The 15,081-nt window shown below is 65.5% G+C and carries 12 protein-coding genes; 4 read left to right on the forward strand and 8 right to left on the reverse strand.

Features of this window, described 5'->3' with window-relative positions:
- Positions 1 to 5 precede the first annotated feature (5 nt).
- From EQZ23_RS03045 to EQZ23_RS03065, 5 genes are all read right to left on the reverse strand, one after another.
- On the reverse strand, positions 6 to 290 hold the full coding sequence (locus tag EQZ23_RS03045) for a hypothetical protein (RefSeq protein ID WP_128452968.1): 285 nt from the start codon (positions 288 to 290) through the stop codon (positions 6 to 8).
- 128 nt (positions 291 to 418) lie between these two features.
- Positions 419 to 1,447 carry an acetate kinase gene (locus EQZ23_RS03050; RefSeq protein ID WP_128452969.1) on the reverse strand — a complete coding sequence of 343 codons (1,029 nt, stop codon included), beginning with the start codon at positions 1,445 to 1,447 and terminating at the stop codon, positions 419 to 421.
- On the reverse strand, positions 1,435 to 3,765 hold the full coding sequence (locus EQZ23_RS03055; RefSeq protein ID WP_128453567.1) for a phosphoketolase family protein: 2,331 nt from the start codon (positions 3,763 to 3,765) through the stop codon (positions 1,435 to 1,437). The genes EQZ23_RS03050 and EQZ23_RS03055 overlap by 13 nt, the downstream gene beginning before the upstream one ends.
- Before the next feature lie 50 nt (positions 3,766 to 3,815).
- A complete protein-coding gene (gene adhP / locus EQZ23_RS03060) occupies positions 3,816 to 4,853 on the reverse strand; it encodes an alcohol dehydrogenase AdhP (protein WP_128452970.1) in 1,038 nt (345 codons plus the stop codon).
- 27 nt (positions 4,854 to 4,880) lie between these two features.
- Positions 4,881 to 5,564, reverse strand: coding sequence for an NAD(P)H-dependent oxidoreductase (locus EQZ23_RS03065; RefSeq protein WP_240663162.1), 684 nt, complete (start codon positions 5,562 to 5,564; stop codon positions 4,881 to 4,883).
- Positions 5,565 to 5,764: 200 nt separating this feature from the next.
- On the opposite strand from EQZ23_RS03065, the gene EQZ23_RS03070 reads away from it, so the two are divergent.
- Positions 5,765 to 7,726 (forward strand): EAL domain-containing protein, encoded by a 1,962-nt coding sequence (locus EQZ23_RS03070; RefSeq protein ID WP_164913368.1) that lies wholly within the window; start codon positions 5,765 to 5,767, stop codon positions 7,724 to 7,726.
- Here the strand turns inward: EQZ23_RS03070 and EQZ23_RS03075 are convergent, their stop codons facing one another.
- Together EQZ23_RS03075 and EQZ23_RS03080 are read right to left on the reverse strand one after the other, a co-directional pair.
- Positions 7,727 to 8,662 carry a crotonase/enoyl-CoA hydratase family protein gene (locus EQZ23_RS03075; RefSeq protein WP_128452973.1) on the reverse strand — a complete coding sequence of 312 codons (936 nt, stop codon included), beginning with the start codon at positions 8,660 to 8,662 and terminating at the stop codon, positions 7,727 to 7,729.
- A gap of 324 nt (positions 8,663 to 8,986) precedes the next feature.
- Positions 8,987 to 9,256, reverse strand: coding sequence for a GlsB/YeaQ/YmgE family stress response membrane protein (locus EQZ23_RS03080; RefSeq protein ID WP_128452974.1), 270 nt, complete (start codon positions 9,254 to 9,256; stop codon positions 8,987 to 8,989).
- 172 nt (positions 9,257 to 9,428) lie between these two features.
- Here EQZ23_RS03080 and EQZ23_RS03085 point away from each other — a divergent pair, with 172 nt between their 5' ends.
- A complete protein-coding gene (locus EQZ23_RS03085; protein WP_128452975.1) occupies positions 9,429 to 10,904 on the forward strand; it encodes a helix-turn-helix transcriptional regulator in 1,476 nt (491 codons plus the stop codon).
- Positions 10,905 to 10,918: 14 nt separating this feature from the next.
- Here the strand turns inward: EQZ23_RS03085 and EQZ23_RS03090 are convergent, their stop codons facing one another.
- Positions 10,919 to 12,658, reverse strand: a complete 1,740-nt coding sequence (locus tag EQZ23_RS03090; protein ID WP_128452976.1) for a chloride channel protein — start codon at positions 12,656 to 12,658, stop codon at positions 10,919 to 10,921.
- Positions 12,659 to 13,109: 451 nt separating this feature from the next.
- Here EQZ23_RS03090 and EQZ23_RS03095 point away from each other — a divergent pair, with 451 nt between their 5' ends.
- Together EQZ23_RS03095 and EQZ23_RS03100 are read left to right on the forward strand one after the other, a co-directional pair.
- Entirely contained in the window at positions 13,110 to 14,291 is a 1,182-nt protein-coding gene (locus EQZ23_RS03095) for a fumarylacetoacetate hydrolase family protein (protein ID WP_128452977.1), read from the forward strand.
- Positions 14,292 to 14,295: 4 nt separating this feature from the next.
- Positions 14,296 to 15,081 (forward strand): SDR family oxidoreductase, encoded by a 786-nt coding sequence (locus tag EQZ23_RS03100; protein WP_128452978.1) that lies wholly within the window; start codon positions 14,296 to 14,298, stop codon positions 15,079 to 15,081.

Consider the following 15,081-nt stretch of genomic DNA (forward strand, 5'->3'; position numbering starts at 1 on the left):
GCGCGCTAACTGGCGAGCTTGAGCGTGAGGCGAGGCCGGGCGGTCGCTTTGCACCGCGTCGGCGGTGTCACCACACGCTCGACCCGAAACACACGCCGCCGGGTCGCAGCCACCGGTTCGGCGATCGGGCACGGCAGCGTCGCGGCGAGTGCCGCCAGCGTCTCGCCATACAGCCGCGCGAGCGTCTCATGTGCAAGCCGCGCGCACGGCCCGGCCGCGGCATCGGCCATCACCCGGGTGGCGTCGAGGCGGCGCTGGAAATAGAGCATCTCGGTGTGGATAGCGTTCATGGCGAAGTCCCCGCCGGCCAGCCTTCGCCGCCGCACGATGCGGGTATCGAAGGGTTGATCCGTATCAAGACAGTAGCGCGGGTGGACGAAGCCGTCGGGACTCGGAAAGCACGTACCTGGCAACGGCGTCAGGCGAGCGCGGCGGCGTGGAGCGCGATCTGCGCGTCCTCCTGCGAGGGCATGATGCGGATCTCGAGCCCCGGCACCCACGCCAAGCCCGCACGGATCGCCTGGCCGGTCGCCGCATCGTTCTCGCCGATCCCGCCGGTCAGCACGAGCATGTCGGCACCCCCGAGCGAGGCGATCATCGCGGCGACCTGCTTGCACACCGACCGCTCGAACATGCGGATGGCGAGGTCGGCATGGGCAGTTGCGGCGGCGCGGAGAACTCGCATGTCGCCAGACAGCCCGGATACGCCAGCCATACCCGATGCGTGATCGACCAATGTGGCCAGCGCCGCCGCGTCCAGTCCGGACTCGCGCAGGAGATACAGCAGCATGCCCGGATCGATATCGCCGGTCCGCGTCGCCATCATCACGCCGCCCGACGGGGTCAGCCCCATGCTGGTGTCGATCGAGCCGCCATCGCGAAGCACCGCCGTCACGCTCGCACCATTGCCGAGATGCGCGATCACCAGCCGCGGGGGCATGTCCTCGCCGAGCTGGCGGACAATCGACTCGCAGGACAGGCCGTGGAAGCCGTACCGCCGCACCCCGCCCGCCCGATACGCATGCGGGATCGGCAGCGTTCTCGCGACGTCCGGCATCCCCGCATGGAACGCCGTATCGAAACACGCGACCTGCGGCACGCCCGGATAGCGTGCCTCCGCCGCCCGGATCAGTGCGAGCGATGCCGGCCCGTGCAGCGGCGCAAACGCACACGCCGCCTTCAGATCGGCCATCACTGCATCGTCGATCCGACAATGCGCGTCGCGGTGCGGGCCACCGTGGACGATGCGGTGGCCGATCGCCGCCGGCGTCGGCCATCCTCGCAACGCCGTCTCGATCGCGTCGAAGAACCGCGCATGATCGTCGGTGGTCTCGATCGTCCCACCCACAAGCAGGTGCGGCTCCTCAACCACCGAATACAGCCCATATTTAAGCGACGACGACCCACTGTTGAGCGCGAGGACTAGGTTCCCCTCTAGCCCGACCATTGCCAGTCACGCACCTCCGGCAGATCGTCACCCTGTTCGGCGATGTAGAGCTTGTGCCGCTCCATCGTCGTCCAATAGCGCGCCGTCGCGCGCGGGACCCGGTCACGGAACCGGGGGATCCGCTCGATCGCGTCGAGCGCCAGCCGGTACCGGTCGAGATCGTTCAGCACGACCATGTCGAACGGCGTCGTCGTCGTGCCCATCTCCTTGTATCCGCGCACATGGATATTCGCGTGGTTCGCCCGCCGATAGGTCAGCTTGTGGATCATCGCCGGATAGCCGTGAAACGCGAAGATCACCGGTGTGTCGGCTGTGAACAGCGCATCGAACTCGCGCTCGTCGAGCCCGTGCGAATGTTCGGAGCGCGGCTGCAGCACCATCAGGTCGACCACGTTCACCACCCGGATGCGGATGTCGGGCACATAGTCGCGCAACAGCGTCACCGCCGCCAGCGTCTCCAGCGTCGGCACGTCGCCCGCGCACGCCATCACCACGTCGGGCTCGGCGTCGTTGCCGGCCCACTCCCAGATCCCCGCGCCTGCCGTGCAGTGGCGTACCGCCGCATCGATCCCCAGCCATTGCCATTCGGGCTGCTTCCCCGCGACGATCACGTTCACATAGCCGCGACTGCGCAGGCAATGATCGCCGACCGACAACAGGCAGTTCGCGTCCGGCGGAAGGTAAACCCTCGTCACGTCCGCGGTCTTGTTCGCGACGTGATCGATGAACCCCGGATCCTGGTGCGACAGCCCGTTATGATCCTGACGCCAGACATGCGACGTCAGCAGATAGTTGAGCGATGCGATCGGCCGCCGCCACGGGATCGTCCTGGTCGTCTTCAGCCACTTGGCATGCTGGTTGACCATCGAATCCACGATGTGGACGAACGCCTCGTAGCACGAGAACAGCCCGTGACGCCCGGTCAGGAGATAGCCCTCCAGCCAGCCCTGGCACAGATGCTCGCTCAGCACCTCCATCACGCGACCGTCGGGCCCCAGATGCTCGTCGACCGGGTCGACCTCCGCCATCCAGACTTTCCCCGACACGTCGTACACATCGGCAAGCCGGTTCGACGCGGTCTCGTCCGGCCCGAACAGCCGGAAGTTCACCGCCGCCAGGTTGAGCTTCATCACGTCGCGCAGATAGCGCCCGAGCACCCGCGTCGCCTCCGCCTTTACCCTGCCCGGCGCCTCCACCGGCACCGCAAAGCTGCGGAAATCGGGCAACGACAACGGCACCATCAGTTCGCCGCCATTGGCATGCGGGTTCGATCCCATCCGCCGATGCCCGGTCGGCGCGAGTGACGCATACTCCTCCAAAAACTTGCCATCCGCATCGAAAAGCTCCTCGGGCCGATAACTCCGCATCCATGCTTCGAGCTGACGCAGATGCTCGGGATCCCTGAAGTCCGCGATCGGCACCTGGTGCGCACGCCACGTACCCTCGACCGGCTTGCCATCGACGAATTTCGGCCCGGTCCAGCCCTTCGGCGTGCGGAACACGATCATCGGCCAGCGCGGTCGTTCGGGCGTCACGCCCTCGACCCGCGCGGCCGCCTGGATCGACTGGATCTTCGCCAACGCCTTGTCGAGCGCAGCGGCCAGCTGCTGGTGGACCGCCGCCGGATCGCTGCCGCCGACATAATAAGGCTCATGCCCGTAGCCGCGCAGCAACGCGTCGAGTTCATGCCCGTCGATCCGCGCGAGGATCGTCGGGTTGGCGATCTTAAAGCCGTTGAGATGCAGGATCGGCAGCACCGCACCGTCGCGCGCGGGATTGAGGAACTTGTTCGAATGCCAGCTCGCCGCCAGCGCGCCGGTCTCCGCCTCGCCGTCGCCGACCACGCAGGCGACGATCAGGTCGGGATTGTCGAACGCCGCGCCGTACGCGTGGGCCAGCGAATAGCCGAGCTCGCCACCTTCGTGGATCGACCCAGGCGTCTCGGGCGCGACATGGCTCGGGATCCCGCCCGGCCACGAGAATTGCCGGAACAGCCGGTGCATGCCGCTGCGGCTCCGCTCGATCGCGGGGTAGCGCTCGGTATACGAGCCCTCCAGATAGGTGTTCGCCACCAGCCCGGGGCCACCATGGCCCGGCCCGATGACATTGATCATGTCGAGGTCATGCTCGACGATCAGCCGGTTGAGATGGACGTAGAGGAAGTTGAGCCCCGGCGTCGTCCCCCAATGGCCGAGCAGCCGCGGCTTGACGTCGGCGATCGTCAGCGGCCTGTCGAGCAACGCATTGTCGCGCAGATAGATCTGGCCGACCGACAGATAGTTCGCGGCCCGCCAATATGCGTCCATCCGGCGCAGCATATCCGGGGACAGCGGGTGCGCCTTGGTCGGCGCGACAGTTGCAAGCTCGGTCACGGCTGGCTTCCGAAATCGAGGACGACGCGCGAGGCGACCTGGCCGTGTTCGAGGCGGTCGAAGATGGCATTGATCGCCGACAGGGGTTGCAGCTCGATATCCGCCTTCACCTTGCCATCGGCGGCAAACGCCAGCGCCTCGGCCATGTCCTTGCGTGTGCCGACGAACGAGCCGCGCACGGTGATGCAATTGGCCACGACATCGAACAGCGGCAACGGGAAGTCCCCGGGTGGTAGGCCGACGAGCACACAGGTCCCACGCTTGCGGGTCATCGCCACACCCTGGTTGAACGCGGTCAGCGACGGCGCAGTAATCAGGACGCCGTGCGCACCGCCACCCGTGCCGTCCTTTAGCGCGCCGATCGCGTCGCCCTCACGCGCGTCGATCAACAGGTCGGCCCCCAACGCCTTGGCATGCGCGAGCTTGCCCGCGTCGACATCGACTGCGGCGACGCGCAACCCCATCGCCTTGGCATATTGCACTGCCAGATGCCCCAGCCCGCCGACGCCGGAGATCGCGATCCACTCGCCCGGCCGTGCCGCGGTTTCCTTGATGCCCTTATAGGTGGTGATGCCGGCGCAGATGATCGGCGCCGCCTCGACCGCGGACAGACCAGCGGGGATGTGCGCGACATAATTGGGGTCGGCGAGGATGTATTCCGCGAAGCCGCCATTGCGCGTGTACCCACCAAACTGCGCATCGGCGCACACTGTTTCCCACGCGGACAGGCAATATTCGCAGTGCCCGCAGGCGGAGTAGAGCCAGGGCACGCCGACCCGGTCGCCGAGCTTGACGATCGTCACGCCCGCGCCGACCTCGACGACGATGCCGATCCCTTCGTGGCCAGGAATGAAGGGAGGCACCGGTTTCACTGGCCAATCGCCGCGCGCCGCGTGCAGATCGGTGTGGCACACCCCGCACGCTTCGGTCTTGACGAGAATCTGCCCCGGCCCTGCGCTCGGCACCGGCCATTCGCGCAAGGTGAGCGGTTTGCCGAACGCCTCGACGACGGCAGCTTGCATCATACGGGTCATGAAATGTCCTTGAGGATACAGAAAGGGTCAGCGCGCTATTCGGGTGAGGAGCGCAGGGTCGCGCAGCAGCGCCTCGTCCCCGAACACGATCTGCGCGCAGGTCCGCTGCGCCTGCGACGCGACGTCGTACAGATATTGGTCGGCGAACCGCTGGCTCAGCCCCGGCACGATATGCGCGAACCGCCGATGCTCCTGCGATCGCATCCCGAACGCGTGCACCAGATACTGATCGAATACGCTGTTGAGTCCCTGACCTTGACCCTGTTCGTCGAGCCAGACCTTGCTGGCCGCCGATGTCGAGAAACTGAGCAATCGCTTGCCGCCGAGCAGATCGGTGCGCGCCCGCCCCTGGATCGCCTCGGGCTGCACGCCCGCGCCGAAAACGCGTTCGACATAGCCTTTCAGCATCGCTGGCGGCGTCCCGAACCAGATCGGGTAGATCAGCACGAATACGTCGCAGCCCGCGATGTGCTCGATCTCGTCGAGTACGTCCTCGCCGTACGTCGCCGCGACATTGGTCGGCCGCTCCACCGCCTTCAGCACCGGATCGAACCCGATCGCATACAGGTCGCGCAACACGACGTCCTGCCCCGCCGCGCGGACCGCCGCGCAATAGGCGTCGGCGATCGCATGGTTGAAGCTGGCCGGACCGGGATGGCAGAGTATGACCGCGTGCCGCCCCGTCCCCGTCTTTTGCGCGTCACCCATCATCGCCTAGTCCTCTGTCGCAAGCTCGCAGACGGTCTACGCCATGCGGGGTGGGCCCTTGATCCCTCGGAAACTACGCAGCCGATCCGACGCGCTAAGTTTTTCAGCCGACAAAGAAAAATCGACGCGCGCCAAGGATTTGAGGCAACCGCAGCCCGATTGTTAACGTTTCTTACACCTCGCTACTCGCCATGTACGGATTGATGACCGGTCTAATTTCCCGCCTGCGACAGTTGCGACACTCCGACCAGGCGATCGCTGCCCATGTTCGGCATACCCTTGTCGAATCGCTCTACGCATCGCCCCAATCGCTGGTGATCGGGGCGCTGACGAGCGGCACGATAACGGCAATCGTCGCGCTGGTCGGTGGAAGCAGGTCGATGGTCGCCTGTGCCGTGGCCATCGTCGTCGTCGCCGGGATCAGGATCGTCGATGCGCTGCGATTGCGGCGGTCTGGATCGACCCGAAGCACGTTGGCCGGGCGCTGGGCGAACCGGCAGGAATTCCTCTATCGGGCCGGCGCGCTCTGCTTCTCGGCGTTGCTCGGCACGTTCGGCTTACTGACGCTGGTGCACACGAACGACGGCGTGCTGCAGTTGCTCGCGGTGACGACGGCGGTGGGATATGCCGCGGGTATCGCCGGTCGCAATGCCGGTCGACCGTGGATCGCCCTGTCGCAATTGTGTTTCGCGTCGGTCCCGCTGGCGCTGGGATTGTTCGCATCGCTCGAGCCCCTCAAGCTCGTGCTCGGCGTGGTCATCCTGCTGTTCGTCGTCGCCATGATGGATATCACGTTGCAGACCTATGGCGTCATCCTGAGGGCGACGATCGCCTCGCGGGAGAAGGCGGCGCTGGCCGAGCACCATGCTGCCGTCGCGCGTCGCGACGACCTCACCGGGGTTGCCAATCGCACCGCCTTTCGGGAACGGTTCGAAGCGCAGTTGAAGACCGCGGGTGACCGGGATCGCAGCCTTTCGATCCACTGGATCGACCTCGACCGGTTCAAGGAAATCAACGACTCGTTCGGCCACCTTGCTGGCAACGCGCTCCTGGCGGGGATTGCGCGACGCCTTGACGAGGCATTCGGTAGAAGCGGGATCGTCGCCAGATTGGGTGGCGACGAATTTGCCGTCGTCTGCGCGATCGCTCGGCACGACGATGCGATCGAAATCGGGCGCACGATCATAGAACTGGTCGAGCGACCGGTTCACCATGACGGCCATTTGCTGCGGGTCGGCGCGTCGCTCGGGATCGCGATCGCCCCCGCCGACGGCACCGATGCCGATACGCTGCTGAAAAACGCCGATCTTGCGCTGTACCGCGCCAAAGACAGCGGGCGCGGACAAATGTGTTTTTACGAGCCTTTGATGGACGAGAAGATCGAACGTGGCCGCGATCTGGCGGCGGAAATGCAGGGCGCGATGGAACGGGGTGAGTTCCACCTGATGTTCCAGCCGATCTTCGACCTTGCCGGCGAACGTGTGCTTTCGTGCGAGACGCTGTTGCGCTGGACCAACCGCAGGCTTGGCTCGGTTTCACCGGCCGAATTCATTCCGATCGCGGAGGATAACGGCCTGATCGTCGGGATCGGCGGTTGGGTGATACGCGAGGCTTGCCGGATCGCCGGCGATTGGCCTCCGGACGTGAAGATCGCGGTCAATCTCTCGCCGATCCAGCTACGATCCACCAATCTGCCGATGGTGATCATGAGCGCGCTGGCGAGCAGCGGGTTCGCGGCGGACCGGCTCGAACTCGAGGTGACCGAGTCGGTTCTGCTCGACGACATAGACGCGTCGCTCGCCGCGCTCGACGCGATCAACCGGCTTCACGTCCGGACCACGCTCGACGATTTCGGCACCGGCTATTCGTCGCTGAGCTATCTCACCAAATTTCCGTTCCAGACGCTCAAGATCGACCGCTCGTTCATCAGCGATCTGGAGCAGAGCCCGGCATCGGTAGCCATCGTCCAGACCGTGATCGACCTTGCCGCAAAGCTGGGGATGCGGACGGTCGCCGAGGGCGTCGAGACGCGGGCGCAACTCGATCAGTTGCGCCGGACGCGCTGCGATGCGGTGCAGGGGTTTCTGCTAGCGCACCCCATGCCGGCAAGCATGATCGCGACCATGCTTGCCGAGAATGGGATCAGGGCGCAGCGGCTTTCCTGATCAGCAGGACGCCACCCCTGCTTTGTTGAGCAATCGGGTCTGGGCACCGACCAGACGTCGCATGAGCTTGAGATCCGCATCGCTTAGCCTGAGGGCTGCATCCGCCCAGAGATCGACGACGGCCTCCAACTCGCCGAGCGGCAGCGGGTTGACCGATCGCGAGGCCTCGTAGATCGCGCAATGGCCGCTATGGCGTCGACGGTTCTGGCGAATGTAGTTTTCGACCTCCGCCCGGCCCATGCCCGGATTGGCCAGCGCGTGAACGATGCCGAGGTCATATAGTTCTTCGGCACTGTAGCTTCGTCCGCTCAGGATCATCTGTTCGGCCCGCGCCGCGCCAACCCTGCGAGACAGGAAGCAGTGGGCCCCCATGCCTGGGAAGAGCCCGAAATTGGTCTCCGGGAGGCCGAAATTCGTGCCGCGCTCGGCGATGACGACGTTGAACGACAGCAACGCCTCGAACCCGCCGCCGAGCGCATCGCCTTCGACCAGGCCGATCGTGATGATCGGTCGATCGAGACTGAGCATGTTGCGATGCAGGATGCGGACGCAGGCGCGCCCATAGGCAGCCAGCGCATCGCGATCGCCGTTACGGATATGCTCGGAAAACAAATCGAGATCGCCGCCCAGCGAGAACACACCTGGAAAGCGCGACCCGAGCACGACGTATCGGATCGGCATGTCGCCCGACGAACAGGCCTGTGCGATGTCGGCCTGCCAGTGTCCGAATTCGGCGAGCAGGCCCGGATTGAAACTCGGTCGGACGCGTTGCCGCATATAGGTCCACAGCGTGTCCATTCCCGGGTCGAACTGCGTTTCCAGGTCCGTAAAGGCGAACGGCTGCCGCGGCTGCGATGGAGCCGGTATTTCGATCGACGGCTGATGGCGTTGCTTGGTGCGATCGGCGGGTATGACGGGAGGATATTCGAGACTCATGGCGACGTCCTTGTTCACTCGCAGCGTTTTTGCTGCGAGAGACGCCTAGGTCGCATTTTATCGCGAGAGCGCTCGCTGGAAAAGCGTGCCGAACTGCCGCCGATCTTCACCTGCGATTGACGCCGCAAGTCGCGATTCTCCCCCTGTTGCCCAGATACACCAAACCCCGCTACGCCGGTAGGGCGTCGCGGGGTCATGGGCTTGATTGGGCGAATTGGCGGCCAAAGGGGCAGCAGCTCCGCCCGATCAATATGCCGTCGAGAGTGGTCTAAGTCTAACCGTCACGCGGGAGGCAGCCGCGACTTGCGCCGCCTCCCTGCCCGCTCAGCGAACCGCACCGCGGCGAAACATGTTGACGATCGCCAGCAGGATCACCGCGCCGACCAGCGAGATCAGGATCGACTGGATGTTGAGCGCGCCGTCCATGATCGAAGCCCCCCCGATTAGCGGGGTAATAAGGAAGCCGGCGAGCAAAGCGCCGACGATGCCGACGATCACGTTGAGGAAAACGCCCTGTTGTGCGTCGGTGCGCATGATCATGCTGGCGACCCAGCCGATGAGACCGCCGACGACGAGAAGGATGATGAGGTTCATGATGAGGTTCCTGGAGAATAGTGGTACAGGAGCATAAACAGACACGGCCCGCATTCCGTTCAGTTTCGACGCGGTCCGGCGATTTTCGCATTGGTGCGCAAACACCTTGAGCGTTGGTATAATTATCACTGCATCCGCGGAACCCAGGGCATCGGTCCGACGCTGAGCGGTGATGACAAGTTCCCCCGGAAAGCCGCTGCACGCCCCGACCTTGCATCATCTGGAACAGCTGATGACGGGGCTGTTGGAGGGTGTGATCCTGATTGATCCGACCGGGACCATCCTCAGCGCCAACCCCGCCGCGCTCAAGATGCACGGCGTGCGCGCGGTCGAGGATCTGGGTCAGACCGCGGAAGACTATGCGGCGCGGTTTACGCTCCGCTACCGTGACGGGCGCACGTTGCCGCGGCGCGAATATCCGCTGGTACGGCTGCTCGCCGGGGAGAGCTTCCCGGACCTGATGGTAGAAGTCACACCGGCCGATCCGGACGAACCGCGCTGGGTGCACCAGGTCCGCGACATCGTCATGGACGAGGATGGCGGCGAACCCGACTGCCTGGGGCTGGTGATCAACGACGTGTCCGAACGGTTCGATGCCGAGAACCGGTTCGAGGCGATGTTCCATGCCAACCCCGCCCCCGCCCTGATCGTCCGCATCGCCGACCAGCGCTATGTCCTCGTCAACCAGGGCTTTCTCGACCTGTCTGGTTACGACCGCGACCAGATCATCGGCAAGACCATGTTCGATCTCGATTTTCTCGCGCAGGTCGAGCGTAAGGCGTTCGTCAAGGACCGCGTCGTTAACGGCCAGACGATACCGCAGCTCGAGGCGGAATTGCCGCTGGCGATTGGCGAGACCAAGCTTGTCATCCTCGCTGGGCAACCGATCGAGCTCGCCAACCAGAACTGCCTATTGTTCACCTTCGCCGACCTGGAGCCGAGGCGCCGCGCCGAACATGCACTGAAGGCGAGCGAGCGCCACTTCGCCTCCGTGTTCGAAATGGCGCCGGTCGCGATGGTGGTGACGCGGGGGGAGGACAACCGCATCGTCCAGGTCAATGCCGCGTTCAAGGCGCTGTCGGGGTATGCGGACGAGGCGGTGATCGAACGGGTCGCGGACGATCTTCAACTGTGGAACGACGGCGCACAACGGCAGGGGCTGGAGACCGAGATCCGCGACCGGGGCGGGTTTCGCGGGCTCGACGTACAATTGCTGCACCGGAACGGCGAGCCACTCGACTGCCTGGTTTCCGCCGAGCGCGTCAGCATCGACGGCGATCCGTGCGTGCTGTGGTTGTATCAGGACATCTCTGCCCGCCGGCGCGGCGAACTCGAACTGGTCGAGGCGATCGACGCGGTTATGAAGGACGCCAACTGGCTTAGCCGCTCGATCATGGACAAGCTGGCGACCTTGCGAAATCCACGGACGAGCGCAGGTGCGAGCGCGCCCGTGATCGACCTCAGCAAACGCGAGCGCGAAGTGCTCGAGCTGATCTGCCAGGACCTCGATGACGCGGCGATCGCCGACCGTCTCGATCTGTCGCGCAACACGGTGCGCAACCATGTGGCGCGACTCTACGCGAAGATCGGCGTGAACCGGCGCAGCGCCGCGGTGGTCTGGGCGCATGAGCGCGGGGTCGGTGCCTGAGGTCGGTCAACAGATCAGCGCTCGCCGAAGAGCTCGCGTTGCGATTTTTCGAGTTCTTCGGCGTAGCGGCGTCGTACGAAGGATTCTGACAAGATGCCGAGCACGGTGCGGCTTTCGTCGAGGACCGCGAGTTCGTCGGCGCCGGACGCGTCGAAGCGGCGCATGACCTCCGCAATGTCCATCGTCGGCGTCAGCGCGGCGTCGGTGTTGACGCCAAGCGCACCGACCGGCGACGCGGGATCGAGCCCCTCGGCATAGGCGGTCGGGGTCTGGACGATTCCCGCATAGCGATGCTCGGCGTCGACCAGCACGGTGCGGCTGGTCGCCCCGAGCGGCACCCGCCGGCGGAACGCCGCGATCGTGGTCGCGGCGGGCATCGCCTTGGTCTCGCGGCGCATCATCCGCCCGGCGGTCAGCGTCCGCACCCAGCCGACGTCGCGCGCGCTCTTGATCGTCTCGCCGCGCAGATGGAGCCGCCAGGTCGAGAAGCTGTAGCCGAACGTCTCGCGGACGATCGTCGACGACACGAGCGCCGCCGCCAGCACCGCGCCGGTCAGCGCGAAGTCGTGGGTCGCCTCCAGCACCAGCATCGCCATCGTCATCGGCCCACCGACCACCGCGACCGCGAGCGCCGCCATGCCGACCAGCGCGGCGTTGCGCGGATCGAGCACCTCCTGCCCGACCACCGCGGCGAGGCTGCCGGCGAACAGATGCCCGACCAGCGTGCCGAGGAACAACGACGCGAAGAACAGCCCGCCGCGAAACCCGAACCCGAGCGACACGATCGATGCCGCGCATTTGGCGAGGAAGATGGTCGCGATGAACGCCAGCGGTGCACCGAGCGCTAGATCGGCGTGGAGCGCGCCATGCCCCGCGGACAGAACCTGCGGCGAGATAAGGGCGACCGGGATCAGGAACAGCCCGCCGATCGCCGGACGCAGCCAGTCGGGCATTCTGGCGCGGCGCGTCCCCCTCTCGACCAGCGCGACCGCATGCATCAACGCGATCCCGATCCCCGCACACAGCGCTCCAAGAGCGGCATAGAGCAGGTAATGATGCGTCCCGGTCGGCATCGTCGAGACCGAGTCGATCACATAGGGCTGGATCCCGAGAAGATGCGCGACCAGCGTGCCGGCCAGCGCGGCGGCGACCACCGGCGCGAGCGCGGTCGGCGTATAGGCGCCGATGACGATCTCGAACGCATAGAACGCCCCGGCGAGCGGCGCACCGAAGGCCGCGGCGATCGCCGCACCGGTGCCGGCGCCGACGAGGTTGCGCAGATCGGCGCGGCGCAGGTTGAACGCCGCCCCCGTCACCGACCCGATCGCGCCGCCGAGCTGCGCATAGGCCGCCTCCAGTCCCACGGATGCGCCGAAGCCGTTGGACAGGATCGTCTGCCCGGAGATCACCAGACTGTCGGGCACCGACATGCGGCCGCCGTGCAGCGCATTCGCCTCGACCGCATCGACCATCCGCCGTTTGCGCGCGCGCGTGGCCCAGGTGAAGATGGCGAGAACGATTCCGCCGATCGGCAGCACCACCAGCGACGCGAGCGGGAGCGAGGGCAACGCACTGAGCCGCGCGGCGGACGACAGGCCGAACAGGATATGCTGCATCGTCCGTGCAGCCGCACCCTGCAGCACGCTGAGCAACCCTGCCCCCGCTCCGACGAGAGTCGCCAGCACGATGAACGCGGCTTCACTCGTCCGGACTCGCCGGCGAAACCATTTGAGGGCGGACAGAGGTTGCAGGATCAGGCACCCAATCGCGACGGTCGATATCTGCCTCTACGTCGTGGCGCGCGTTTTGCCACCGCGCTTTTGTCGAGACCCGGCCCGTCTCGTACGCCAAGCGTCGCCGCGCCGTACGCCTCGTCATGCAGTATCGGCAGCCAATTGCATGCGCCGCCGAGCGTACCGGATTCGGGCGACGAAACAGTGCATTTTCCGACCCAAGGGCCTGCATGGATGATATCGGTATCATCCTTGCGTCAATTTTGCAGGTACGGGTTTGCGATCGGGCAGCATGCCGCCCTTCGCGTGTTGGTCGCGCGGATACCGCGTTCTATGCGCCAGTTGATTTATCAGATCAATCGCGCTTAATGCCTTTTTGTAGACGGCGATCCCGCAAACGGACAGGTCGCGGCGCGATATAATGCGGGGGGCTTGACGAGCCCGCTGGCTCGCATAGGGTAACGCTAACAATATGGAGAGGGATATCGTGGAGATCGCATTCGCATCGGCGTGGGCGTTGCCTGCTGACTGGGACCAAGCCGTTTTGCTGGGCCGGATCGACAGCGGCGAAGGCCCAACCCCGGTGATCGTTCGGGGCGGTCGCGTCTACGATATGTCCTATGTCGCACCGACGGTCGCCGATCTGGTCGCGTCGGGCAATTTCGATACGAGCGCCGGCACCGATCTGGGCCAACTCGACGATCTGAACCTCTCACCCGACCCTGACGCCAAGATTCGCCTGCTGAGCCCGATCGACCTTCAGTGCGTCAAGGCGTCGGGCGTGACCTTCGCCGTGTCGGCGCTGGAACGCGTGATCGAGGAGCGCGCGCGCGGCGACGCGTCCGCCGCCGTCGCGGTCCGCGCTCGCCTGGAGGAGCGCGTTGGCGGCAGCATCCGTTCGGTCGTCCCCGGCTCGCCCGAAGCCGACGCCCTGAAGGCCGCGTTGATCGAAGACGGCATGTGGTCGCAATATCTCGAAGTCGCGATCGGCCCGGATGCGGAGATCTTCACCAAGAGCCCGACGCTGTCGACGATCGGCTGGGGTGGCGAGATCGGCATCCGATCCGATTCCACCTGGAACAACCCCGAGCCCGAAGTCGTGCTGGTCGTCGATCGCACCGGCAAGACCGTCGGCGCGGCACTCGGCAACGACGTCAACCTGCGCGATTTCGAGGGGCGTTCGGCGCTCCTGCTCGGCAAGGCGAAGGACAATAACGCGTCCTGCTCGATCGGCCCCTTCATCCGGCTGTTCGACGATAGTTTCGGCATGGACGACGTCCGCGCCGCGCAGATCGCGCTGACGATCGAGGGCGCCGATGGCTACCGCCTAGAGGGCAGCAGTTCGATGGACCAGATCAGCCGCGATCCCGAGGAACTCGTCCGCCAGGCGATGAGCGAGCATCAATATCCCGACGGTTTCGTGCTGTTCCTCGGCACGCTGTTCGCGCCGACGCAGGACCGCGACGAGCCTGGCCGCGGTTTCACGCACGCCGTCGGCGACGTCGTCACGATTTCGAACGCGAAGCTCGGCGCGCTGGTCAATCCGGTGACGACGTCGAAGGACGCCGCACCGTGGAATTACGGGATCGGTGATCTCATGCGCAATCTTGCGGGTCGTGGCCTGCTCGCGCACACCAAGAAACAGGGAGCGTAACCACGTGCTGCAGAAGACCCAAGCCGCCGACCAGACGGCGATCTACCCCAGCCTCAAAGGCAAACGCGTCCTGATCACGGGCGGCGCGTCGGGGATCGGCGCCGGCCTGGTCGAGGCGTTCGCGCGGCAGGGCGCGCACGTCGCGTTCGTCGACATGGCCGAGGACGCAGCGAACACGCTGATCGAGACGCTGACGCCCGACGTCGCGACCGCACCGATCTTCCTGCCGCTCGACCTGCGCGATATCGATGCCCTCAAGTCCACGGTCGCTCGAATCGAAGACCGGCTCGGCGGGATCGATATCTTGATCAACAACGCCGCCAACGACGACCGCCATACGATCGAAGAGATCACGCCCGACTATTGGGACGAGCGGATGGCGACCAACCTGCGCCATTTGTTCTTTACAGGTCAGGCCGTGGTGCCGTCGATGAAGCGCGCCGGCGGCGGCGTGATCCTCAATTTCGGCTCGATCTCGTGGCATCTCGCGCTGCCCGAACTGCTGATCTACCAGACCGCAAAGGCCGGCATCGAGGGCATGACGCGCGCGATGGCGCGTGATCTGGGCGGCGACGGCATCCGCGTGAACACGATCGTCCCCGGCAACGTCGAGACGCCGCGCCAGCTGAAATGGTACACGCCCGAGGGCGAGGCCGAGATCATCGCCGCGCAGTGCCTGAAGACCCGTGTCCAGCCCGCCGACGTCGCGGCGCTGGTATTGTTCCTCGCGTCGGACGATGCGCGGATGTGCACCGGCCATGATTATTTCGTCGATGCAGGCTGGCGCTAG

Source organism: Sphingomonas sp. UV9 (assembly GCF_004101245.1).
Classification (GTDB): domain Bacteria; phylum Pseudomonadota; class Alphaproteobacteria; order Sphingomonadales; family Sphingomonadaceae; genus Sphingomonas.

Excerpts from the sequence above, each read along its gene's own strand:
- EQZ23_RS03045 (WP_128452968.1), bottom strand. The coding sequence starts at position 290 with ATGAACGCTATCCACACCGAGATGCTCTATTTCCAGCGCCGCCTCGAC.
- EQZ23_RS03050 (WP_128452969.1), bottom strand. The coding sequence starts at position 1,447 with ATGGTCGGGCTAGAGGGGAACCTAGTCCTCGCGCTCAACAGTGGGTCG.
- EQZ23_RS03055 (WP_128453567.1), bottom strand. The coding sequence starts at position 3,765 with ATGCTGCGCCGGATGGACGCATATTGGCGGGCCGCGAACTATCTGTCG.
- adhP (WP_128452970.1), bottom strand. The coding sequence starts at position 4,853 with ATGACCCGTATGATGCAAGCTGCCGTCGTCGAGGCGTTCGGCAAACCG.
- EQZ23_RS03065 (WP_240663162.1), bottom strand. The coding sequence starts at position 5,564 with ATGATGGGTGACGCGCAAAAGACGGGGACGGGGCGGCACGCGGTCATA.
- EQZ23_RS03070 (WP_164913368.1), top strand. The coding sequence starts at position 5,765 with ATGACCGGTCTAATTTCCCGCCTGCGACAGTTGCGACACTCCGACCAG.
- EQZ23_RS03075 (WP_128452973.1), bottom strand. The coding sequence starts at position 8,662 with ATGAGTCTCGAATATCCTCCCGTCATACCCGCCGATCGCACCAAGCAA.
- EQZ23_RS03080 (WP_128452974.1), bottom strand. The coding sequence starts at position 9,256 with ATGAACCTCATCATCCTTCTCGTCGTCGGCGGTCTCATCGGCTGGGTC.
- EQZ23_RS03085 (WP_128452975.1), top strand. The coding sequence starts at position 9,429 with ATGACAAGTTCCCCCGGAAAGCCGCTGCACGCCCCGACCTTGCATCAT.
- EQZ23_RS03095 (WP_128452977.1), top strand. The coding sequence starts at position 13,110 with ATGGAGAGGGATATCGTGGAGATCGCATTCGCATCGGCGTGGGCGTTG.